A 22,171-nucleotide genomic window follows, 5' to 3' on the forward strand; every position below is an offset into this window, starting at 1 on the left:
AATCGGTAGTTAAATGCTCTTTCCATGTTGGAGTCAAAGGATTTTTTACAGGGTAGCACCTAAGATGTAATTGTGGTAGCCTATGGTTAGTAAAGCCGCCCTGGAAGGGCGGGGTTTCAGACCCAATTTTTCTGATGAATACTTTCAAGTTAATCGAAAGATGAACGAGTTGAAGTTAGGAAGGCGTAAATTATCCAGTTTCTGGAGTCTAGATAGTGGAGTAAAATGGCTGGTCTTTCAGGCTCTGCTCTGGTTACCGGTGGTGACGCTCTCCCTGAAATGGTGGGGGTTTAAGTCCACTCAAGCTCGTTTATGCCAATTTTTTCCGTTACGAGAGAGTGGCAAAACTGGGGATGATCTGGTCTATCGCGTGCTACAAGTGAATCAGGCTGTACGACTCGCGGCTAAGTATTACCAACCTTGGGCAAAATGCTTGCAACAGTCTCTCGTCCTCTGGAGTTTGTTACGTCACCAGGGAATTGAAAGCCAATTGCAGATTGGAGTACACTACGAACAAGGAGAATTTGCTGCCCACGCTTGGGTGGAATGGGAGGGTTGGGCGATTAATGATACTCAGGATGTGCGCGATCGCTACGCTGCCTTTGAGCGATCGCTCGAAACCTAAAGCTTTCAACCATTCCCAAGACTTAAAAGATAAAGTCGATATCAAATTGGGTTAGATCCACTAAATGAAGTTCCCCTTCTTCATTCACATTGGTGGCTACCAGTAACATGGTTTTAGAAATCATGGCGATCGCCACCGGAGAACAGGGGCCCAAAATTCGCCCCACCACTTGACCATACTCATCTAATAAAATTAAATGACCGCGACGATCGCCAATGACATAACCCCAAGAGGCGATCGCCACACAAACCGGTAACTCGACTTTAATCGGAATCGGCCGCATCCGAAAGGGCTTCAAATCCATCAACAGCGGCCCATGGGTATTCCACTTCGGAATGACCAAAACTCGATAGGCAATGCTACTGGGAATAATTTGATCCACTTCTAAGGACAACTTCCATTGTCCCAGAGTATTTCCTCGGCGAGTAAACACTTCTATCCAAGTTTTTCCCGACTCTACTCGCCAAAATACCCCATAGCGATCGTCAAGAATTTGGATGCGATCGACTCCTCCCCTAACCGCTACTGGAGGACGACTGAACCAATGGTGACGATCGCCATTGAGATCGGGCTGTTGTGCCGATCGATGCCAAGTCAATAATTCATTCTCCTCCGTCACCGCCGCCAGCCAATGGCCTTGGGGATGGACATCAGCCTTAAAGGGAAGGGGAATATGGGCGATTAACTTAGCTGAAAGTAGGGCAGAATTAGACAAATAAGGGCTTATCGAGTAAATACAGCGATCGGTGAAGGCAAAACTCTCTTGGGACGTGACTTTGAATTGACGAATGGCTTCCGGTAAGCTGACTCTACCCACTTCTGCTAAGGCATCAAATTTAGAGTCTTCTTGATAGTATTGACATTGAATCATGTCTGAGAGTGCCCAATAAATACAAGTCATCCCATGGCAGGATTGATGGGAGTTGGCGTTTGAAGAAACCCCTAAAGCGGCGATCGCTCCTGGCAAGGCATGGGTAATAATTGGGTCAGTCGTGAGGGAACGACTCGGTGGATGGGGGAGGACACTAATGAGGCTTGCTGATGAGGATAAGTCGATGACCCCTGAGAGGCGATCGAGGTCTGCCAGCATGTGCCTAGCGCTTTTGTAGCGACGGGCGGGTAATTTCTCCAAGGCTTTGAGAATAATCTTTTGTAGGGCTGGATGGACGGTTTCTGGAAGGATCACCCGTTCATTGAGATGGTAATTCATCAACTGCTGGGGGGGGCCAGAAAAGGGGCGATCGCCCACCAACAATTCATAGAAGATCACCCCCACCGCATAAATATCAGACTGAAGGGAATATTGGCCATAAAAGCGCTCTGGAGCCATATAAGCGGGCGATCCCGTATTATCTGAAGCCTCTTGAGTTTCTTGGATTAACCGAGCAATGCCAAAATCGGATATGCGAGCGATCCAACCGCTTGATTTAAGGGTTAACAAAATATTTTCTGGTTTCAAATCCCGATGGACAATCCCTCGACTATTGGCATGTTCCATCCCTTTCAAGATATCTTTGATCAATCGAATCGACAGCCCCAAGGGAAACTTTTCCTGGCGATCCATCCAATTTCGCAACGTTCCCCCTTCACAATAGTCCATGACTAAAAACCGCCCTTGTCGAGAATGTTCTAGGGCACGACAACTGACAATATTGGGATGGGAAAGTTGCAGCAAAAACCGCAATTCGCGCAGGAATAGATGGGTGGGAAATCTATGCTTATCTAAATCTTTTAGGGCAACCAACTTGCCCGTTCGACGGTGACAACCACAAAATACACGCCCAAACTGCCCTTGGCCAATTAGTCCTAAAACCAGATATTTAGTTTTGGGGATTTCATGGACAGTCATGGGAGGATAATCGACTTAAGCTGTGGTTAACTGTTGCATAATTTCTGCATGGGCCTTTCCTTGTTCAATCAGGTTTTCAATTTGGCTCAAGCGATTCTCTAATCCCAGAATGAAGTGGTTACACTCAGCCCCTAGAGATTCACAAGCGCTCTGTACACAATAGAGGTCTTTACCACTCAATTGACTAAAGAAAGCACTAAAGACTCCCGCATCCAAGAAACAAACCGGAACCCCTAGTTTCGGGCTATGGGTTGCAAAGGGAGCATTCCAGGTTTTTACGACTAAAAATCCTTGGGCAATATAACTTTGATCCAGCTCGATTTGACCCCAGCCATGGGTTTTCCAACATTGTTTGAATGATTGCAAAAAGTCTAGCATACTCATATCCGCTAAGGATTTTTCGTAGTATTCAGACACTTCTTCTGCAAACCGAGCATAAAAGTTTTTGCCCCACCAGCGACCGCAGTTATATAAGACCAATTTTGAGGCTTGTCCCGTTTCTTTATCTAAGCCAGAATATATGGCTTTGATTAGGGGTTCTGGCATGGCCAATAGGCGATCGCCCCGGCGATTTTCTAACAATCCCAATTCTAAATCGCTCCGCACATAAACATCGGAGGCAAAGTAATTACTAGGGATACGGTTATTGGTTACTAAGTCAGAAACAGAAATCATGGTTGATGCTATCGAGGGTTAGCTACTACTGTTGAGTAATTGGGTTTGAGCCAAAATTAGAGGAGATTTGATTAACTTAATTTGATCGGGTTTTAAGGTTTTCATTAATTGTTGATTGAGCAATTTGTACAAGACTTTATCTAAGTCTTGGGTGTCGTACATGGCCATACTTTGAGACAGCCAATCTACAAATCGCTCCTTAACTAGGGTATCATTATTAATCAACATGGCCATAGCACAATAGCGTAACATGAGCATGGCGTTTTTAATCGATCGCTCCATATCTTCAGTGGAGGGATCGGGGAAGTGCCGAGGCAGTTGATCGGCCACGGCTTGCATGATTTCTACTTCTTTTTCCCGAATCTGACAATAGGTTTCTAGACGTTGAGGTAAGGACTCAACATACTGGGTTAAACCTTTGAGTTCTTCGGGTTTCAGGTAACGATTTTCTGCTTCGGAAAAAAGTGCTTCTAGGTCTGTATTCATAAGCCAATGGATCGAAGTAAGGACAGATTAAAAGAGACTGGAAAAGTCTTCTAACGTGACATCTTTTTCAGATTGAGTCGATGTAGACTCTGGTTCTGGAGGTAGGGGGTCGCTTGGAGCGATCGCTCCTTGACCCTCCCAGTCAATACAGGTAAAGAACTGGTTCACACTTAAAGTCCAGGATAGGGTCTCGGTGCGTTTGGGGCCTTCTAAACTGGCTTGCTTACTGGCCTGTTTAAATTGCTGGATCGGTTCGGGATCGTGTTCCCAATTAATTTGGCTAAAAAAGTCGTGGACTGAAACCCGTTGCCAGGTTTTGGGTTTGCCCTGGCCCTTTTTTGCCTTGGGTTTAGATGGGGTTTGAGTACGGGGACTAGGACTCATGCTAACCGCTCTCCTGAACGCAATCGTTTTTCAATATCACGAGCTGTTGCTCCTTCATTGAACCAGAATGAGGCGGCATCAATGCGATCTTTCCCGCCAAGGAGGAATTTACAATAGGTTTCGCCCATGGAATAGCATTGAATTTCAATACAACTGAGTTGCTTTTTGACTAATTCGGTGAAAAACCCGGCAAATAGACCGGCATAGATATGACAGACGGGTTTACCGACATCGCCCAGGGTACGAGCGACGGCAGAATCGAAGAGGTTAATAAACATAAAGCCTTGTTTGCGATCGCCCATATCCACTTCCCAGCGTCCCCATCCTTGGGAGGTAAAGGGCCACCACCAGGTTTCTAGCAGAAACATTAAATTCGCTTGACGGATGCTGCGATCGAATTCCTTTTCAAACCATTTTTCAAAGAAAAAGGCATCTTTTTGTCCCCATTCCACACCAATGGTATACATGATGGCTGCCGAAGCCTCTCCGACTTCTTCTTCGAGTCCTTCAACTAACCCAATAATAAAATCTTCACTGGTGAGGACATTTTGGGCCCCATTCCAGTCTAAGACGGTTCCCCGTTCTGGATCGAATTGGAAAAAATCCTGGAAGCCGTAATGGTTGTGTTTTTTGGGATTTTTGCTATTGAGTAGATGTTGAGTTTGGGTTGCGTTTGCCATAAGTATTCAGACCTGTGACGTTGGGTGGCCCTCTAGGTAGAGGGGCTGAAGCTTTGACCCGGATGGGTTAACCTGTCCGCTTTTATTGTATCGGTTGCTGACGAATCCACTGCAAACTTGTAATGAAAGTCAAGCAAATGTTGTCCTTAGAAGGGTGATTCTTCTATGGTGGAGACTGAAGAGAGGATTTGGCGGTTATATTCGAGGATGGGACGCAGCAGGGCGGCTTCCTCGGTCGTTAGCAGGGATTCGACGACGTTCTGCATGATCGAGTAAGTGACATCACAGCTATCTTGAGCGTCAAAGGCTCTCATGATGGTTTGAAACCAGAGAAGGAGGCGATCGCGTAATCCTTCGCGATCGTCGATTAACAGGGCTAGGGCTGAGTGACGCAGGATACGAAGGGTATCTTGTTTCCATTTAGCGCTCAAATCCTGATTGTCACGCATTAATACCTGGGGCGCTTTGGCGCGAATTTGGGATTGGACTTGCTGGACAATCAGGGCTTCTGAGGTGCGAATTTTGTTATAGGTGGTTAAGCGCAAGGGGAAGGACTGAATATAATCGCGGAAAAATTGCAGTTCTTCATCCGTGGCATAGCGGCCATCGGTTTCTTGATAGAGGGTTTTAGTTTGGGTCAGCATAGCTTCTCAATGGTGTTCTTAAGCATGTTCTAGGCATCTTTGGTTTGGGTTAAGTAGGCTCCAATCTCAAATTTGGTCTCTTCAAGTTGTTTGAGGGTAGATCGGGTGACCAGTTTACCGGCTTCAACTAAGATTTCCCCGGTTACTGGATGGAGCATATCTTGATCGGCTCGTCTGCCAATGAGGGCTTCAATGTCTTGTAGCGATCGCACGTACATCCCTGGAGGTAATTCTACCACGACTCCATCGGTCACTACCCGTGACTGACAGGCTAGGCGAGAATTGGGTTTACAGGAGGTAATCACCTCTAAGGTGCGCTGTTCTCTCCGATTCATGGGGGTTAGAGCATCCATGCCATCTTGAATGTATACATGGCAGGTGGCGCACATGCCTCGCCCTCCACATTCTTTGAGGACATCTAAATCCTTGTTCATCAGAACTGATAACAAATTCCCGTTGGTTTCTACTTCCGTTTCTTGGGCGATCGGTTCAAGTCTGACAATTTTCACCATAATCTTTGAGTCTCCAAGGTTTCTTAGGGTAAGAGTAACTGTTTATATTCGGGTTTGAGAGATTTTTCTACTAAAGCAGGAAAGTCTCGAATCACTTTTATGCACCGGCTGATAAAGGCCGCCACCCAAGACTGAATCCAGGATAATTGTTCAGGGGTTACCGCTTGGCTCAGGGCTGTGGCACTGGTAAAGGTCAATTCAGCAGTGCGATTGACTTCAAAGCTCTGCAACCATTCCACATCGGGACGGGTAGATTTCCAATAATTGGTAATCACGGCTTTACCCAAATACTGAGTGGTATAAAGACTCAGTTGATTGAGGGCTTCGAGCAATTCTTTTAGGGTAACCTGGGAAGTGGCATCTGGGACAGGGGAGGGTGCAGGAGCAGGTGCAGGAGCAGGTGCAGGGGCGGGTGCAGGGGCAGGAGCAGGGGCAGGGGAGGGAGAAGAATCTTTCCAGTAGGTTTCGTTGGAGAGGGTTAAACTACCAGCCAAGAGTCGGAAGGTGGCGATCGCCGTAGCACTATCGGCAACTAATTCGGTTTTCAGGTGATTGAGGGCATCGGCATAATTGCTATAAACCAAATCCAGGGTCGTCAGCACTAACAAAATCACGCCTTCGGGTAGTTTATAGATAAACACCTGATTTTGGGCAAACTGAAACTCAAAGGACTCAAATCCTTCTGGAGTGGTTTCGACCACCTGTCTTAAGCCTTGGGCTAGGGCCTCTTTTTGCTGAAAATTGAGGCTACTATCTACGCCACAAAAATAAGGACGCGATCGCCGATCGATTAGGGCGACTCCCGCAATTCCTGGTAAATTCAGAAAATCCTCAATTACCTCCCGTTTCATAAGTAGATGCTGATTTATCGTCTCCTGATTATGGGGTCATAGGTCTTTAATCTATTTATTTTGGGACACTTTCATGTCACAACGGTAGGGGGGAGAGGTTTTGAGTTAGGACACTTCAAGTCTAGACACCAAGGGTATAGGTCTGCTATGGGTCAATTATGAGTTCGGTCTTAATTTTACCCAATTATACGGTCTTACGTCTTACGTTCCCTAGGGTCTTTCTTGTTCGTCAGTCCACTGAACTCTCCGATATCCCATTTTAGGTTGATCACTCATGTCTGACCTTCCATTCACGTTGGATCAATTACGCATTCTCAAGGCGATCGCCCTTGAAGGCAGCTTTAAACGGGCCGCTGACAGTCTCTATGTCTCCCAACCGGCCGTAAGTTTGCAAGTCCAGAACCTAGAGAAACAACTCGATGTTCCCCTGTTCGATCGGGGCGGAAGACGGGCCCAACTTACGGAAGCGGGTCATTTACTGCTTCAGTATGGTGAAAAGATTCTTTCCCTGTGTCAAGAAACCTGTCGGGCGATCGAAGATTTGCAAAATCTCCAAGGAGGAACCCTCATTGTTGGGGCCTCTCAAACCACGGGAACCTATCTTTTGCCGGGGATGATTGGGGCTTTTCGGCAAAAATATCCGGATGTGGCCGTGCAACTGCATGTCCATTCTACTCGCCGAACCTGTTGGAGTGTCTCCAATGGCCAAATTGATTTAGCCATTATTGGCGGTGAAGTGCCGACAGAACTGCAAGAAATCTTAGAAATCTCTTCCTATGCTGAAGATGAGTTAGCGCTGATTTTAGCGCCTTCCCATCCCCTAGCTGCCCAGAGTAGGATTCAAAAAGAGGCTCTTTATGAACTGCAATTTATAGCCCTGGATTCCCAATCAACCATTCGTAAGGTGATCGATCAAGTTTTAACCCGGTGTGGGATTGAAACCAATCGCCTGAAAGTGGAAATGGAACTCAATTCGATTGAAGCGATTAAAAATGCGGTACAAGCCAATTTAGGGGCGGCTTTTGTTTCGGTTTCGGCCATTGAAAAGGAATTACAAATTAATCTGCTTCATCGCTCCTACATTGAAGGGGTGTCCATTCGCCGTACCCTGTCGGTGATTGTCAATCCCAATCGCTATCGCTCTAAAGCGGCTGAAGCTTTTCGGACGGAAATTCTACCGGCTTTCACGACCCAAGGTAAAGTAGGGTTAACTCCCCCCACGGATATCGGGATCGATCTCAATGCCACTCAAGGGGCCAATCGAGAATCGTCGGCATCCTTGGAGGATTAACTGGGGTCTTTTGTCCGTTCTCACTCTTTTGCCCTCTGGCCTATGGATATTCATTGCACACGCCCAAAATGTCAGCGTCCGCTCAATCGAGTTCCTGAGCTGGATCGCCCAGAAAAACTGAAAACGACTTCCCAGAAATATTGCACGTGCTGTGGAATGCCTTTAATTTTGGCCGGCCGGTATTTACCCCAACGGTTATTGGGTCAAGGGGGGTTTGGTGCGGCTTATTTGGCTCTCGATCGCTATACGCCGACGTTGCGCTCTTGTGTGGTCAAACAGTTTCAACCGGCGGGGCAATTATCGTCCCAACAATTGGAGATCGCCCAACAGCATTTTGAACAGGAGGCTTTGGTGCTTGAGGAGTTGGGGAACGAACATCCCCAAATTCCTCGGCTTTATGCTTTTTTTCCGTTGTTGGTTCCGCCATCGGCTCAAGGGGAAGAAAGCCAATTTTTTTATTTGGTTCAAGAATGGATTGATGGTCAAAATTTAGAGGAAGAGTTGGAATATACTGGCCCGTTTTCGGAACAAGATATTCTGACTTTGTTGCGCCAAATTTTGCCGGTTTTACAGTTTGTTCACGATCGCCATGCGATCCATCGGGATATTAAACCCTCGAATATTATGCGGGATAAGAAGGGGCGATTGGTGTTGCTCGATTTTGGTGCAGTTAAGCAGGTTAGCCAAGGTTCGGGCGGCCGGTCTACGGAGATCTATTCCCAAGGGTTTGCGCCTCCGGAACAAATGGCGGGAGGCCAGGTTTATCCTTCTACGGATTTGTATGCTCTGGCGGTGACTTGCTTGACTCTGTTAACCCATAAGAGTTCTCAGGAATTATACGATTCTTATAATAATCGCTGGAAGTGGCGATCGGAAATTGATTTATCTGAACCCTTGGCTTCGGTTTTAGATAAAATGTTGGCTCTGTCTCCCTATCAACGGTTTGCTAGTGCTGATGAGGTTCTAGAGGCCCTGCGTTCCCAATCTATTCCTTCTATGAGTCCCTCAACGACTCTTCAGGCTGCTGGGTCTCCTGCGGTGGCGACTCCACCCCCAACTCCGGCTAAACCGGTAGCTGTAACTTCTAGTTTTTCTACTCCGGAATTGTTGATGATTTCTACATTTACGGGGTTTGAAGCGGTAGTTTTGGCTTTGGGGTTAACGAATCTATTTGGGGTGAATGGGATCGGTATGGGACTCTGGGGTGTGATGATGGGAGGATTGGTTTATGCCCAATTTCGCCGTTGGATTGAACGGGTTGATTTAGGGATTATAGCTGTGATTTCTTGGGGGATCTTGTTATTTGTACCGCCCCTCCGGGGAAGCCAACCCTTAGATGTTCTGTTAATTGTTCCGATTTGTGTGGGAGCGGGTTTAGGGTTGATTATGTCTGTGTTTCGGTTGATTTTCAAAATGGGTAATGGGCAGAAGGGTAATGGGTAATGGTGTAGATCTTGAATATGGCGATCCCAATGGGATTAGTGTGCCGAATGGGTGTTTTTTTGGTTTACCCTATTCGGTGGCGGAGGCGGAAGTTGTGTTTTTGCCGGTTCCGTGGGATGTGACGACTTCCTATGGAGAAGGGGCGGCCTGGGGGCCACAAGCGATTTTAGAGGCTTCGGTACAGTTGGATTGGTATGATTTTGATGTGCCGAATGCTTGGAAAATTCCGTTGGGGACAGTCTCGATTGATGAGGGGATTTTAGCTCAAAATGGTCGGGTGAGGGCGATCGCCAAGCAGATTATTGAGCATCTGGAAGCAGGGGGGAAAAGTGACGATCCGGCGATCGCCCCCTCCCTCGCTACGGTCAATCAAGCCTCGGCGGATCTCAATGATTGGGTTTATACTCAAAGTCGGAACTATCTAGAGCAAGGTAAACGGGTGGCTGTGGTCGGAGGGGATCATAGTTCGCCCCTAGGATTAATGCAGGCTCTGGGTCAACAGTATCGAGACTATGGCATTTTGCAGATTGATGCCCATGCCGATCTGCGTCATGCCTATGAGGGATTTACTTATTCTCATGCTTCAATTATGGATAATGCTCTCAAGATTCCCCAGGTTAGCCGCTTGGTTCAGGTGGGAATTCGGGATGTATGCGAGGCAGAAATGGAGCGGGTAGGGGGCGATCGCCGCATTGTTGCCTTTGATGATTGGCAGCTCAAAGCTAATGCTTATGAAGGCATCACTTGGGCAACCCAATGCCGGAAAATTATCTCTCATTTACCCGATCGGGTTTATATTAGCTTTGATATTGACGGCTTGAATCCTACTTATTGTCCCCATACGGGCACACCTGTACCCGGAGGATTAGAGTTGAATGAAGCCATCTATTTAATGAGATCTTTGGTTCAAGCGGGTAAAACGATTATTGGGTTTGATGTCTGCGAAGTTGCCCCTGGTGACACAGGGGATGAGTGGGATGGCAATGTGGGAGCCAGAATCCTCTATAAATTAGCCTGTTTAAGCCAGTTTAAGAAAACAGAGAGAGCCGCTCATCCCCAGTGGCAAACAGTTGATTGATTTTTTGGCGCACCCAAGTGAAGGGGTGATTGGGAGCTTTGCCAAGGGCTTGGTTATAACTTTGATAGGCTTGGTTGTATTGTTGCAAATGATGGAGGCATACACCCCGAAACAGTTGTAGGGTTGAGTCTTTAGGATTGAGGCTCAGGGCTTCTTCAAAACTCCACAGGGCTTTTTGATAGTGGTGGAGATGGGTACAAGCGCATCCTCGCTGAATCCAAAGGTCGATGTTTTGCGGATCGAAGATCAGGGCGCGGTCAAAATGACCGATCGCCTCTACATAGTTTCCTTCTTCCACACAGCGCTCGGCTTTTTGGGCGTAGTTTTGGCTCATTAATGTTTTCGTCATAGCTTTTCTCATTTTTTATACTGATTTTCACCTGAAGATTCACCGTTGAGCGCTAGGATTTCATAGACTAAACGCGCTTGTATTTTTCAGTATCTTACGAGAAAAGAAAAATGGGAATAAGGGTATCACCCCCTAGGGGAGTGCGTTCGCTCTAGAAATATAGTTTAGGGTTAATGCCGTGAATTCACTGAAATTGGTTGAGTGATTCCAGAACAATTTGCGGAGGAACCAGGGTATTTGCACATAAAATGCCCGAAGCCGCAACCGCAGGAACACCAATTCCTGGTAGGGTGCTATCACCGACTCGATACAATCCTGGAATTGGGGTATGGCAACTGGGCCAGGTTCCTTGACCGGGGGCTATCGCCGGCCCATAGGTTCCCCGATGGCGACGCAAATAATGGGAGTGGGTGAGGGGAGTTCCCACCAGCTCTAGAACAATGCGTTCTCGGATATCGGGAATCACTCGCTCTACGGCCTGATAAAGGGGTTGGGATTTGACCCATTTGCGATCTGCATACTCTGGATCGCGACTCCATCGAGCAAAGGGTTCTAAAGTATAGGCATGAAGACAATGATGACCCTCTGGGGCCAGACTTTTATCCCACACGGAAGGGATAGAAATCATACAAGTATTGCCAGGGGTGGTCACATCTACCTCTTGAGAATGGACGACCACATGATGGCCGGTTAACCCCTCTAATCCCTCGGCGCGAATGCCTAAGTGGAGGTGCATAAAGCTCTCGACCGCAGGTGTAGATAACTGTTGCTGACGGTAGGAACTCGGCAGGTCTTCGGGGGATAATAGATGGGTGAATGTATCCCAAAGGGTAGCATTAGAAATAACAATGGGAGCGGTTAAACGTTCCTTGCGCCGTAACTGCACCCCTGTCACTCGTCCTTGCTCGATTGAGATTTTCTCTACATGGGCCCCTAGTTTCAGTTCACCTCCCCATCGGGTTAATCCCCTGATTAAGGCCTGGATAATGGCTTCACTGCCGCCTAGGGGATAGTCTACAACGGAGCGATCGCGCTCTCCTAACATAAATGCCACTTCTGGCGCTACGGTTCCATCAGCTTTGAGACCAGAGAGTAAAAAGCATTCAAGATCGATCAGTCGTCTTACCCAAGGGTCTCGAACGGTACGATTTAAAATATGGCCCGCAGAACGGTTAAGGATGCCTAGATGGGGAAGCAGTTGCCAGAGAGCGGGTAAATAGCGCGTAGCCAAAATGGGGAGCAGTTTCCAGTCCGATCGCAGAGCAATAGTGGGAATCTGACTTAGAGCTTCGTAGAGTTGCAGGAGCGGTTTTTGGAAGGCTTGCAGTTCCTTGGCTCCTTGGGGGGTAATTTGGGCTAAGGCTTGTTGATAGCGATCGCTTTGACAATATATAGGTAAGGTTCCATCGGGGAAATGATAATGGCCCAAGGGGTCATAGGCGATCGCCTCCACCCGTTCCCCCAAAATCTTCAACACTTGGCACAGAGGGTTTAGGGAGTCAATATCGCCCAACCCACAATAAAACGACGGCCCCGTATCAAACCGAAAGCCTCGACGGGTAAATCCATGGGCCGCTCCTCCAGGAACCCCATGACTTTCACAAATAATCACCCGTTTGCCATAGTAAGCCAGCAGCGCCCCCGCCACTAATCCCCCAATGCCACTACCAATGACCACCACATCTGCGTCTGACATCCTTCCATCCTTAATCCTACTTGTACACTTCACATTTCTATTATGCAAAGACTAGAAAATTCCACTGAAAAAGTTGCCCTAGATACATAAATAAACTATAATAGGAAAAATTAGTTTTAATAGATCTTTAAATTCAGGTAGCCATAAGGTAAACTCATTTGAAGACCTATTAAAACTGTTACGATCGGACTCTCTAAAACCGAGTTTCCGATCGGCTCGGAAAGGCTCAAGCAACACCTAAGCCTTTCAAATCCCATCACTATTTTAGAGTTTCAAGAGGCAACAGCGATGAATTTCCGTTATCGCGGCATACAATATGAACGCACTCTACCTTCTGTAAAGAGTTCTGAAGAAAACAGTCTACCGGAATCGACGATGCCCCAATCGTCTTTATCTTCCTCTGTGGACTTGCAAACCCTACAGCTCTACAAGACTGTAATCGTCTTGATTGTGGCCTTGATGGCTGGGGTCGCTTCATTAGTCATTTGACAGCGTTGATTGATAACGAGTGAGTGGTTACTCTTCTCCCCATTAGACGGACTGTTGATGTCAAAAAAAAATGAAGTCATCCTAGGGATCTAACGGGGTTCGCCACCAGAAAGCAACCGAGACCTAAATTTTTAAGTTTTAAAGGCCATGTAAGGCCCCTTTTCGGCCAATTTCAGACATTTGCATAAAAATATCTTGCGAACTTTGAGCTTCAGCATTGTCAGGAGGAGACAGTTGGATATAAGTCCCATCAGGCTGAAGTTCCCAAGCGTGACGGTTATCAGCCAGCATAACCCCCAGAATTTCTTGTAAATCTTTTTGGATTTCTGGATCGTCGATGGGGGTAATGGCTTCTACCCGTCGGTCAAGGTTTCGCGGCATCCAATCTGCACTACCAATATAGGACTCTTCAGCGCCTTGGTTGTGGAAGTAGAAGATCCGAGCATGTTCCAAGAAGCGACCGACAATACTAATGACGCGGATGCGATCGCTCACCCCTGTAATTCCGGGGCGCAAACAACAGATTCCCCGTACAATCAGGTCAATTTGCACACCCGCCTGAGACGCTTTATAGAGCGCTGCAATAATTTTGGGATCGACCAGAGAGTTCATTTTTGCCACAATTCGAGCATGGTGGCCATTGCGAGCATGTTCGATTTCCCGCGCGATCAACTCCATCATCCGCGATCGCAAATTCACCGGAGCCACCAACAACTTGCGATAAGACCGTTGTCGAGAATATCCCGTCAAAAAATTAAACAAATCCGTCAAATCTGCCCCCAACTCATCCCGACAGGACAGAATCCCCAGATCTGTATATAATTTTGCCGTTTTTGGATTATAGTTTCCCGTACCAATATGCACATAACGGCGCATACGATCCGAATCTCGGCGTACCACCATCACCACCTTCGTATGAGTTTTCAAGCCCACCAACCCATACACCACATGAACCCCAGCACTTTCTAGAGTTCTGGCCCATTGAATATTATTCTCCTCATCAAATCGAGCCTTCAACTCCACTAAAGCCACCACTTGTTTCCTATTTTCGGCTGCTGCAATCAAAGCCTTCACAATGGGAGAATCTCCAGAGGTTCGATACAACGTCATTTTAATCGCCACAACTTTCGGATCGTGGGCCGCTTCCGTAATAAACCGTTGTACCGTAGAACTAAAAGACTCATAGGGATGATGGAAAAACAAATCCCGCTCGCGAATTAACTCAAAAATGCTTTGACCCTCTTCTTGTTCCATGGAAAACGGATCGTTTTGTAGCTCCCGCAAGGCATGAAGATGATGAGGAATTCTAGGCGACCATTCTGGATCTTTCAGATGGGGGAGAGGCAGAGCCATCAAGCTCATCAAATCGCCTAAACCCACTAATCCTTCCACTTCATAAACATCTTCTTCCTTTAAGAACATTTCCCGAATTAACATCTCACGAATTTTCGGTGGCGTATTCACCATGATTTCCATACGCACCACCAACCCACCAATGCGACGTTTACGCAATTCTTGTTCAATGGCCAAAAGCAGATCGTCGGCTTCATCTTCTTGCACCGACAGATCGGCATTGCGAGTAATCCGAAAGGGATAATATTCTTGGATGTTCATGCCAGGAAATAAGGGTTCCAAATTATGGGCAATAATTTGTTCTAAGGGAACCCCCATCCAACGAATTTTACCGCGATCGTCAGCAGGATTATACAACTCAGTAGGTAATTCTAAAAACCGATCCAATGTTCTCGGTACTTTGACCCTGGCAAAATGATCTTCATTGGTTTGTGGATCGTTAACGAGAACGGCTAAATTGAGGCTGCGATTGGAAATATAGGGAAACGGATGGCTAGGATCGACTGCTAGAGGGGTTAAAATGGGGAAAATTTGCTTTTCAAAATATTCTTGATAATAGAGACGTTGTTCTGGGGTCAGATCGATATAATCGACTAAATAAATCCCTTGTTCAATGAGCTTAGGTTTAAGATATTGGTGAAAATGTTGATGTTGTTTTTGTACCGTGGGATGCAATTGTTGGCTGATTTCTAGAAGTTGTTGTTCGGGGGTACGGCCATCGGCTGTCAATCGATGAACTTGTGCTTCGACTTGTTTTTTCAATCCCGCGACTCGAACCATGAAGAATTCATCGAGATTGCTGCTAAAAATGGCGAGAAATTTCAAGCACTCTAATAAGGGAGTTCGCGGATCAAAGGCTTCATGTAAGACTCGTTTGTTAAATTCTAGCCAACTGAGTTCTCGATTAAAGTAGTATTGAGAATCTTTGAGATCGAGCTGGGGGGTTGATTTCTTGGATTTAGGCATTATGAATAGGAGGTAAGTCAGCACAGGAAAGGAAACCCCCTATCTCACCTGATGTAAAGAGGTTGGCTGGGTGAGTTGGGGGATTTATTCGTATTTTACCCTATTGAGAGAGATACTAGAATGGGATTAAGTCAGGATTAAGTTGGGATCAAGGACTTATTAAATCTTGACAAGAATTGAGTCTAGGCGATCGCCGAAATCGCAAAAATATGACCTTTCCAGGCGGGAATATCTAAATAGAGTCCTTGGGTGGATAACTCCTGGCCTTGCCGTTCATAATAGGCGGAACTGATTAAATCTTGGAGTGCGTAGGAAACGGGTTGCCAATTCCAGGGCAGATGGACATAACATTGTCCGGGATAGGGGGCATAATTGACGACCACTAGCACCCGTTCCTGGTGTTCTGTGTGCCAACCAAAGGCAATAAAATTAGCCGAAGTGCCGTTATATTCCCAGGCCGGGCGGCAGTCCAAGAGCTGCCAGTTGCCTTGGCGCAGAACTGGGGAGCGCAAGGTTTGTAGGAGTTTCTCATAGAAGTGTTCTAAGGCAGCATTGGGGGTTTGTTTAGGGCTGCGACACAGATGGATCGAGACTTTTTGCGTCCATCCTTGCAGTTGCCCATGGTGGAAAAATCTTAATCCCGGACAAAGATAGGTGAGCAGGGCGGCGGCTTGATGGCTACCGAAGGGAAAGGTGGCGGCAGCGCGGGGTTCATCATGGTTTTCTAGGAAGCGGACGGAGCGCTGTTGATACTCTAAGGAGGCGCTAAAGTGTTCGCGCACGGGAGAAGCTTGTTGGCTGTGGAGGCGATCGTAAAGGCGTTTGTCGTAGGTATAATCAAAGCCTTTCTGTTGCAGCGTCCATTCTAATCCCCAGTAGACTTCTGCCATGAAGGTAAAGTTGGGGTGCTGTTGTTTGACTTGCTCAATGGCTGGAGGCCAAAAAGAGTGGGCGATAATTCCCCAGGTGCGACGAAAAATGTCGGGCAAGATTAACATGGCCATGTCGCAGCGCACCCCGTCGCAGAGTTGGGCAATGTTGAGTAATTCGTCGGTCATGGCTCTTAAAACGTCAGGGTTGCCATAGTTGAGTTGTAGGGTATCGGGCCAACCGGAGAAATAGGGGTCTCGCCCATGGGCAAAGATGCCTTGTTGGGGAATTTCGGTGTAGTTCTGGGGTTCCTGTTGCCTCTCTTCTGGGGTTCCTTGGATGTAGAAGTGGGGATGTTCTTGTACCCAGGGGTGATCGGGGGCGGTATGGTTGGGGACAAAATCGAGTAGGAGTTTGAGACCTCGTTGGTGGAGGCGATCGCGAAATTTTTTGAGCGCAGATGGCTCCCCAAAGTCGGGATGTAGTTGATAGGCTTTGATGGCAAAACAAGACCCACAAATATCGCTTTCGGTTAGATCGGGCAGGAGTTCTTGGTATTCCCTCACCCATTCGGGGTGGGTGCGCGAGACTTCTCGGCCTAGGGTTCCCGTTTCCCAGATGCCTAGGGCATAAATCCAGTCAAATCCGAGTTTAGCCCAGCGATCGAGTTCGCTGTCGGGGATGTCGTTTAGGGTCGTTGGACGGTTTAATGCTTGGGAAAGATCGTGGAGTCGCAGGCGGATGTTGAGTTGATAAAGGGTTGGATTCACAGTAAAAAATATTAAAGGATGTTCAATCAGACCAGGGTCAACTAAAGCAATATTGAAGTTTATGGGTTTATTGTATCCTGGCGTACTGCACCAATTATCATTATCGGTGTGCGCTGGAGGGCCAATCCTGATGGATCGGGTGATGGGGGAATAGGGGGATAGGGGGAGCGCACAACAGATTGGGTGGAACGAGTGAGTTGTTGGAGCTATGGTTAAAACAGTGATTGATGTTCCTCATAGAGCTAGAAAAATGCGGTATGACCTGAAGTGGCGATCGCTTAGGCTTGCACTTCCGTTTCCCAATCGGTAGGATTTATACGGTTCTGTTTAAAGTGAGTGGAATCGAGAAAGCTGCCCCGATGAATAACCCTGTTTCAGTTTCCCCGTCTATGCTTAAACCCCGTCGTCAGCGGAAAAAGTGGTTTTGGAAATTAGCTCTCCTGTTAGGGATGCTCTCGTTGAGCTACAAAGTGATTAAGAGTTATTTCCAGCAACCTGACGCGATTTTAGTCTTAGGGGGTTCGGTGGTGCGGGAACAGTTCGCGGCTGATTTTGCTCGCCAACATGGGCATTTAGAGATCTGGATTTCTGGGGGGAGTAATCCTGAGTACGCTCAATGGTTATTTATGGAAGCGGGGATTAGTTTGGAGCGCCTCCATTTAGATTATGAAGCGGTGGATACGGTGACGAATTTTACGACTTTGGTGGATGAGTTTAAGGCTAGGGGAATTGATAGTGTTTATTTAATTACTTCAGACGATCATATGCGTCGCGCTCAGGTGATTGGGCAAATTGTGTTTGGCAGTCGAGGAATTGAGTATAAACCTTTATCTGTGCCGTCTGGACGGGAACCGGAACCGATGGAGAAGGTGGTGCGCGATGGGGCGAGGTCGATTTTGTGGGTGATGACGGGCAAAACGGGATCGAGTTGGAAAGAGTGGTTTTTAGAGGTTAAATAAGAAAGTTGTAGGGTGGAGAAATGCTATGAAAATGGACTGCCAAGCGATCTAAACCACTTATAAAACTGTCACAAGTGCCAAAAACCTGAGTGATTTGCTCGCTATTATCCAAGATAAATCTCTCCTCAAAAATGAATTATGGTCTCTCAAAGCTTAGGAAACTCTAAAAGCTTAGGCAATTTTATTGCCTTTAGCGTTGGATTAGTGCTGATTGTTTTGGTCACTTTTGGCCTATTAACTTGGCTTCATATTCCCACGGGTAGCTTTTTAGATTGGATTGTGGGAACGGCGAGTTTTTGGTGGTTGATGGCCATTGTTACTGTGCCTTGGAATGTCTATTTTGCGGCTAAATCGGTTTTAGACAATGCCCAGGAATCGATGAATAAAGGTATTCCGGTTAACTCAGAACAACAGCGTTATGTGAGTGTGGTTGCTCGTCGCGCTCTGCAAATTGCGATCGCCCTTCATTTGATTTCGGCGATCGGTCTTTACTTATTAGCTGTCACCGGTATTAGTGCAATCGGCTACATTAGTTCGGGTGCGGCACTCTTATTTACCGGCTTAAGACCGGCGATCGCCTTCTATCAATATCTCGTCCTTCGCCTCACCAACCTCAACCAACGCTTCAAATATCCCCGCGAAGACATCCTCGAAGTACGAGGACGGCTCATGGAAATGGAAAAAACCCTCAAAGCCCTCACCAAAAAACTCGATCAAAACCATCAGCAGCATCAAGGGCAACTAGACACCCTACGCCAAGACTTGAGCCGGTTAGCCACTGCCCACGAAGACCTCAAAGCCACCAACCAAGCCGCCCATCAGCAACTTTCTAGAGAAGCCCAAACTGCCCTAGCCCAAATCAATGAAGACTCCCAATTTCTCAACCATGCCAGAGAAATTATTCGCTTCTTCAAAAGTGCATAAGCGCTACGGGCTGGTAATGGGTAAAAAGCGCTGTAAAAAGAAAAAGAGGGGGTTAAATTCCCCCTCAAACGTATATCAATTCAGGCCAATAGTTCTCTATTTAATGCTAACTTTAGCGCCCGATTCTTCAAGCTGCTTCTTAGCATCTTCTGCCGCATCCTTAGCCACCGCTTCCTTAACCGCTTTAGGCGCAGATTCCACCATTTCCTTGGCTTCTTTCAGACCCAAACCAGTAAGGGCACGAACTACCTTAAGCACGGCAATTTTCTTATCAGCAGGAACTTCTTCCAGAATCACATCAAATTCGGTTTTCTCTTCAGCTTCCTCAGCCGGAGCCGCAGCACCAGCACCGGGAGCCATCATCATCATGCCACCAGCCGGAGCCGCAGCACTAACCCCGAAGGTTTCTTCGATTTGCTTCACCAGTTCAGAGGCTTCGAGCAGGGACAGGGTTTTAAGCTTTTCAACGATTTCGTCAGTAACAGCAGACATAGTTAGGTATACTCCGTATTAGTCATTTACGATCGGGTGAAGGGGATTCTAGGCAGCATCACTGCCAGCATCCCCTCCTTCTTTGTCCACGTAGGCCTGAAGGCCACGGGCAACCGAGGATGGAACTTCTTTGATACCAACGGCCAGTTTGGTGGCAACGCCATTGATGGCTCCAGCAATTTGACCGATGAGTTCCTCTTTAGAGGGCAAGTCACCAATGGCTTTGATCTCTTCCTCGGAGAGGGCGCGGCCTTCCATGACTCCGCCCCGGAGGGTAGTTTTCTTGGTGGCTTTTTGAAAGCCTTGATAGGCCTTAATGGCTCCACCAATGTCGTCTTTAACCAGTAAAAAGGCCGAAGCGTCGGAAAGGAACTCTTTCATGGGTTCCCAAGCTTCATCCCCTTCTACGGCTTTGCGCATTAGGGTATTCTTGGTGACCTTGCAGGTGGTTCCGCTTGGGCGCAGTTGTTGCCGTAAATTGGTGATTTCAGCAACGGACAGACCTTTATAGTCAATCACAACGGCCAGTTGGGTATCCTTCAAGCTTTCTTGAAGCTCGGCAAGGATCTCCTTTTTGTTTTCTAGGGTTCTCCCCATTGATGTGTTACCTCCATGGTCTGAGTCAGAAATTACTCCGACTTTGGCATTAGTGGCCTAACAGAAACGCCCCGACGGGGGAGCCGGGGCGTTTCTGGGGAAAATGAGCGACCCAATGTGGCCAAACTGAGTTGGCGATCGGGGATTGAAGAACATTTTCGATGGGCCTCGGCAGGAAATTAAGCAGTAAGCACCTGCTATCTTGGGCTGAATTGATATAAAAAATTCAGAGGTTTAGAGTTTTAGACGCGCTGCAATCTAAATCTGTACAAGCTAGGCAGCTTCAGCAGCTTTGAGATCTCGTAATAAGGAAATATCGATCTCAATGGGCGGGCCCATGCTGGCACAAATATGGACGGTGCGCCAGTATCGACCTTTTGCACCAGATGGTTTGTTGCGATCGACTGTTTCCTGGATAGCTTTGAGGTTTTCCAAGAGATCTTCGGCACTAAAGGCTGCTTTGCCAAAGAGAATATGCACAATTCCAGTACGGTCAGCTCGGAATTCGAGTTTACCGGCTTTGACTTCAGAAATTGCTTGGGCCAGATCGAAGGTGACTGTTCCTGCTTTGGGTGAAGGCATTAAGCCACGGGGCCCCAGTAAGCGACCGAGTTTGGCGACTTGCGGCATCATGTCTGGCGTGGCAATGAGGCGATCGAAGTCCATGCGTCCTTTTTGAATCTCATCAATGAGTTCTTCAGAACCATAGACATCTGCGCCACCACTGGAGGCTTCTGAAACTTTTTCCCCTCTAGCAATAACGGCGACTCGGACAGTTTGCCCCGTTCCTTTGGGTAAAACAACGGTGGTTCTTAACTGCTGATCGGTATATTTGGGGTCAATTCCTAGGCGAATATGAACTTCTGCTGATTCTGGGAATTTGGCGGTTGCTGTCTCTTTGAGTAACTGAATTGCCTCTAACGGTTCATAGGGCCGGTCTTCTACTTTTTTGTACAGCTCTTGCAGTCTACGCGATAGCTTTCTAGGCATGTTTTTTGAGTCTCCTGGGGTGGATAACGAAGTTTGGGCTTCTCCCCCGCTATTGATTCAATAGGGTTGTCTTCAGATTAGACAATTTTATTATGGTAGCACAAGAAGAAGTATTCTTCTAGTCCACCACTTTGACTCCCATATTGCGGGCGGTTCCGGCGACGATATTCATGGCTGCCTCGATGTCATTTGCATTTAAATCGGGCATTTTAGTTTGGGCAATTTCTTGCAGTTGGTCGCGGGTAATGGTTCCGACTTTTTGTTTGTTGGGTTCGGCTGAACCTTTGTCAATTTTGGCTGCTTTTTTAATCAGAACGGAAGCGGGAGGGGTTTTGAGAACAAAGGTAAAACTGCGGTCTTCATAAACGGAGATTTCAACTGGAATCACCATTCCCGGTTGATCGGCGGTTTTGGCATTGTATTCTTTACAGAACATCATGATGTTTACCCCATGTTGACCCAAGGCAGGGCCAACGGGAGGAGCAGGGTTAGCTTTACCGGCAGGTAAGGCTAATTTAATCATGGCAACAACTTTTTTACCCATTGGCAATTATCCTAATTGATTTTATTGTTTTTCAACTTGGTTGAACTCTAGTTCGACTGGGGTATCTCGACCGAAAATAGAGAGGAGGGCTTTGAGTTTGCTCCGTTCGGGGCTAACTTCAATGACTTCTCCTTCAAAATCTTTGAATGGCCCAGATAAAACCAGGATTTTGTCACCAGGGGCCATATCAATTCTGACCACTGTTTTGTCTTCCTGGGTCTGTTTGAACATGCGCTCGACTTCTGTCGGACTTAGGGGAAGGGGTTTGACATGGCCCCGTCCTCGACCGTAGCGACGTTTTTGTTCTGCCCCTACAAAGTTAATCACATTGGGAGTGTTTTTGACTACTGGCCAGGTTTCGTCGTCGAGAACCATATGGATCAAGACGTACCCAGGAAGGACTTTTTCTACACTCTGTTGAGATTTGCCGCCTTTGCGGAATTGAACCGTGGATTTTTCCGGTATTTTGACTTCCAGAATGCGGTTGGCGACGTTGAGGGTTTGCTTCCGTTGTTCTAGGTTGTTTTTGACTCGCTTTTCACAACCGGAGGCTACCTGTACGGCATACCACCTGGGTTTTTCAGCCGGTTTGTTTTCGGTTTCCTGGAGGTCGGTTTCTCTGGGGTTTGACTCGAAAGACTCCTCTGATACCAT

General features: G+C 47.2%; 24 protein-coding genes and 1 other annotated feature. Of the genes, 7 read left to right on the forward strand and 17 right to left on the reverse strand.

What is annotated here, in order from left to right:
- Positions 1-82 precede the first annotated feature (82 nt).
- Complete coding sequence (locus tag PJF56_RS14365; RefSeq protein ID WP_283763372.1) at positions 83-625, forward strand: lasso peptide biosynthesis B2 protein; 543 nt, start codon at positions 83-85, stop codon at positions 623-625.
- A 22-nt stretch (positions 626-647) separates the two neighbouring features.
- Here PJF56_RS14365 and PJF56_RS14370 read toward each other — a convergent pair whose 3' ends face one another.
- From PJF56_RS14370 to PJF56_RS14405, 8 genes are all read right to left on the reverse strand, one after another.
- Positions 648-2,474: a serine/threonine-protein kinase gene (locus tag PJF56_RS14370; RefSeq protein ID WP_283763373.1), complete on the reverse strand. Its 1,827-nt coding sequence runs from the start codon at positions 2,472-2,474 to the stop codon at positions 648-650.
- 15 nt (positions 2,475-2,489) lie between these two features.
- Positions 2,490-3,149 carry a V4R domain-containing protein gene (locus tag PJF56_RS14375; RefSeq protein ID WP_283763374.1) on the reverse strand — a complete coding sequence of 220 codons (660 nt, stop codon included), beginning with the start codon at positions 3,147-3,149 and terminating at the stop codon, positions 2,490-2,492.
- A gap of 18 nt (positions 3,150-3,167) precedes the next feature.
- The gene (locus tag PJF56_RS14380; protein WP_283763375.1) at positions 3,168-3,635 is read right to left on the reverse strand and encodes a globin family protein; all 468 of its coding nucleotides are present in this window, start codon (positions 3,633-3,635) and stop codon (positions 3,168-3,170) included.
- Positions 3,636-3,662: 27 nt separating this feature from the next.
- Entirely contained in the window at positions 3,663-4,019 is a 357-nt protein-coding gene (locus tag PJF56_RS14385) for a hypothetical protein (RefSeq protein WP_283763376.1), read from the reverse strand.
- Positions 4,016-4,699, reverse strand: a complete 684-nt coding sequence (locus PJF56_RS14390) for a V4R domain-containing protein (protein ID WP_283763377.1) — start codon at positions 4,697-4,699, stop codon at positions 4,016-4,018. Before PJF56_RS14390 ends, PJF56_RS14385 begins: the two co-directional genes overlap by 4 nt.
- A 146-nt stretch (positions 4,700-4,845) precedes the next feature.
- Positions 4,846-5,343, reverse strand: a complete 498-nt coding sequence (locus tag PJF56_RS14395) for a globin family protein (protein ID WP_283763378.1) — start codon at positions 5,341-5,343, stop codon at positions 4,846-4,848.
- Between the two features lie 29 nt (positions 5,344-5,372).
- Entirely contained in the window at positions 5,373-5,855 is a 483-nt protein-coding gene (locus tag PJF56_RS14400) for a 2Fe-2S iron-sulfur cluster-binding protein (RefSeq protein ID WP_283763379.1), read from the reverse strand.
- Positions 5,856-5,878: 23 nt separating this feature from the next.
- On the reverse strand, positions 5,879-6,706 hold the full coding sequence (locus PJF56_RS14405) for a hypothetical protein (protein WP_283763380.1): 828 nt from the start codon (positions 6,704-6,706) through the stop codon (positions 5,879-5,881).
- Positions 6,707-6,980: 274 nt separating this feature from the next.
- On the opposite strand from PJF56_RS14405, the gene PJF56_RS14410 reads away from it, so the two are divergent.
- The 3 genes from PJF56_RS14410 to PJF56_RS14420 are packed head-to-tail and all read left to right on the forward strand — an operon-like array spanning position 6,981 to position 10,518.
- Positions 6,981-7,997 carry a LysR family transcriptional regulator gene (locus PJF56_RS14410; protein ID WP_283763381.1) on the forward strand — a complete coding sequence of 339 codons (1,017 nt, stop codon included), beginning with the start codon at positions 6,981-6,983 and terminating at the stop codon, positions 7,995-7,997.
- A gap of 42 nt (positions 7,998-8,039) precedes the next feature.
- The gene (locus PJF56_RS14415; RefSeq protein ID WP_283763382.1) at positions 8,040-9,440 is read left to right on the forward strand and encodes a serine/threonine-protein kinase; all 1,401 of its coding nucleotides are present in this window, start codon (positions 8,040-8,042) and stop codon (positions 9,438-9,440) included.
- Positions 9,433-10,518 carry an agmatinase family protein gene (locus PJF56_RS14420; RefSeq protein ID WP_283763383.1) on the forward strand — a complete coding sequence of 362 codons (1,086 nt, stop codon included), beginning with the start codon at positions 9,433-9,435 and terminating at the stop codon, positions 10,516-10,518. The genes PJF56_RS14415 and PJF56_RS14420 overlap by 8 nt, the downstream gene beginning before the upstream one ends.
- Here PJF56_RS14420 and PJF56_RS14425 read toward each other — a convergent pair.
- Entirely contained in the window at positions 10,469-10,867 is a 399-nt protein-coding gene (locus PJF56_RS14425; protein WP_283763384.1) for a tetratricopeptide repeat protein, read from the reverse strand. The two genes, PJF56_RS14420 and PJF56_RS14425, sit on opposite strands and share 50 nt — an antisense overlap.
- Positions 10,868-11,051: 184 nt before the next feature.
- The gene (locus PJF56_RS14430) at positions 11,052-12,563 is read right to left on the reverse strand and encodes a phytoene desaturase family protein (protein WP_283763385.1); all 1,512 of its coding nucleotides are present in this window, start codon (positions 12,561-12,563) and stop codon (positions 11,052-11,054) included.
- Between the two features lie 288 nt (positions 12,564-12,851).
- Between PJF56_RS14430 and PJF56_RS14435 the strand changes: the two genes are divergently transcribed.
- Positions 12,852-13,052 carry a hypothetical protein gene (locus PJF56_RS14435; protein WP_283763386.1) on the forward strand — a complete coding sequence of 67 codons (201 nt, stop codon included), beginning with the start codon at positions 12,852-12,854 and terminating at the stop codon, positions 13,050-13,052.
- Positions 13,053-13,190: 138 nt separating this feature from the next.
- On the opposite strand, the gene ppk1 is transcribed toward PJF56_RS14435, so the two are convergent.
- On the reverse strand, positions 13,191-15,371 hold the full coding sequence (ppk1, locus tag PJF56_RS14440; RefSeq protein ID WP_283763387.1) for a polyphosphate kinase 1: 2,181 nt from the start codon (positions 15,369-15,371) through the stop codon (positions 13,191-13,193).
- Between the two features lie 182 nt (positions 15,372-15,553).
- Entirely contained in the window at positions 15,554-17,011 is a 1,458-nt protein-coding gene (locus PJF56_RS14445; protein WP_283763388.1) for an alpha-amylase family glycosyl hydrolase, read from the reverse strand.
- 359 nt (positions 17,012-17,370) lie between these two features.
- Between PJF56_RS14445 and PJF56_RS14450 the strand changes: the two genes are divergently transcribed.
- Complete coding sequence (locus PJF56_RS14450; RefSeq protein ID WP_283763389.1) at positions 17,371-17,970, forward strand: YdcF family protein; 600 nt, start codon at positions 17,371-17,373, stop codon at positions 17,968-17,970.
- Between the two features lie 138 nt (positions 17,971-18,108).
- Positions 18,109-18,894, forward strand: coding sequence for a coiled-coil domain-containing protein (locus tag PJF56_RS14455; RefSeq protein ID WP_283763390.1), 786 nt, complete (start codon positions 18,109-18,111; stop codon positions 18,892-18,894).
- Between the two features lie 96 nt (positions 18,895-18,990).
- Here PJF56_RS14455 and rplL read toward each other — a convergent pair whose 3' ends face one another.
- From rplL to nusG, 5 genes are all read right to left on the reverse strand, one after another.
- Positions 18,991-19,386 (reverse strand): 50S ribosomal protein L7/L12, encoded by a 396-nt coding sequence (rplL, locus tag PJF56_RS14460; protein WP_283763391.1) that lies wholly within the window; start codon positions 19,384-19,386, stop codon positions 18,991-18,993.
- A 48-nt stretch (positions 19,387-19,434) separates the two neighbouring features.
- Positions 19,435-19,983 carry a 50S ribosomal protein L10 gene (gene rplJ / locus PJF56_RS14465; RefSeq protein WP_283763392.1) on the reverse strand — a complete coding sequence of 183 codons (549 nt, stop codon included), beginning with the start codon at positions 19,981-19,983 and terminating at the stop codon, positions 19,435-19,437.
- Between the two features lie 51 nt (positions 19,984-20,034).
- Positions 20,035-20,208, reverse strand: a sequence feature (ribosomal protein L10 leader region).
- A gap of 48 nt (positions 20,209-20,256) precedes the next feature.
- Entirely contained in the window at positions 20,257-20,973 is a 717-nt protein-coding gene (rplA, locus tag PJF56_RS14470) for a 50S ribosomal protein L1 (RefSeq protein ID WP_283763393.1), read from the reverse strand.
- Positions 20,974-21,091: 118 nt separating this feature from the next.
- Entirely contained in the window at positions 21,092-21,517 is a 426-nt protein-coding gene (gene rplK, locus PJF56_RS14475) for a 50S ribosomal protein L11 (protein ID WP_283763394.1), read from the reverse strand.
- 21 nt (positions 21,518-21,538) lie between these two features.
- A complete protein-coding gene (gene nusG / locus PJF56_RS14480) occupies positions 21,539-22,171 on the reverse strand; it encodes a transcription termination/antitermination protein NusG (protein WP_283763395.1) in 633 nt (210 codons plus the stop codon).

This window comes from Roseofilum halophilum BLCC-M91, from assembly GCF_030068445.1.
GTDB classification, from domain to species: domain Bacteria; phylum Cyanobacteriota; class Cyanobacteriia; order Cyanobacteriales; family Desertifilaceae; genus Roseofilum; species Roseofilum halophilum.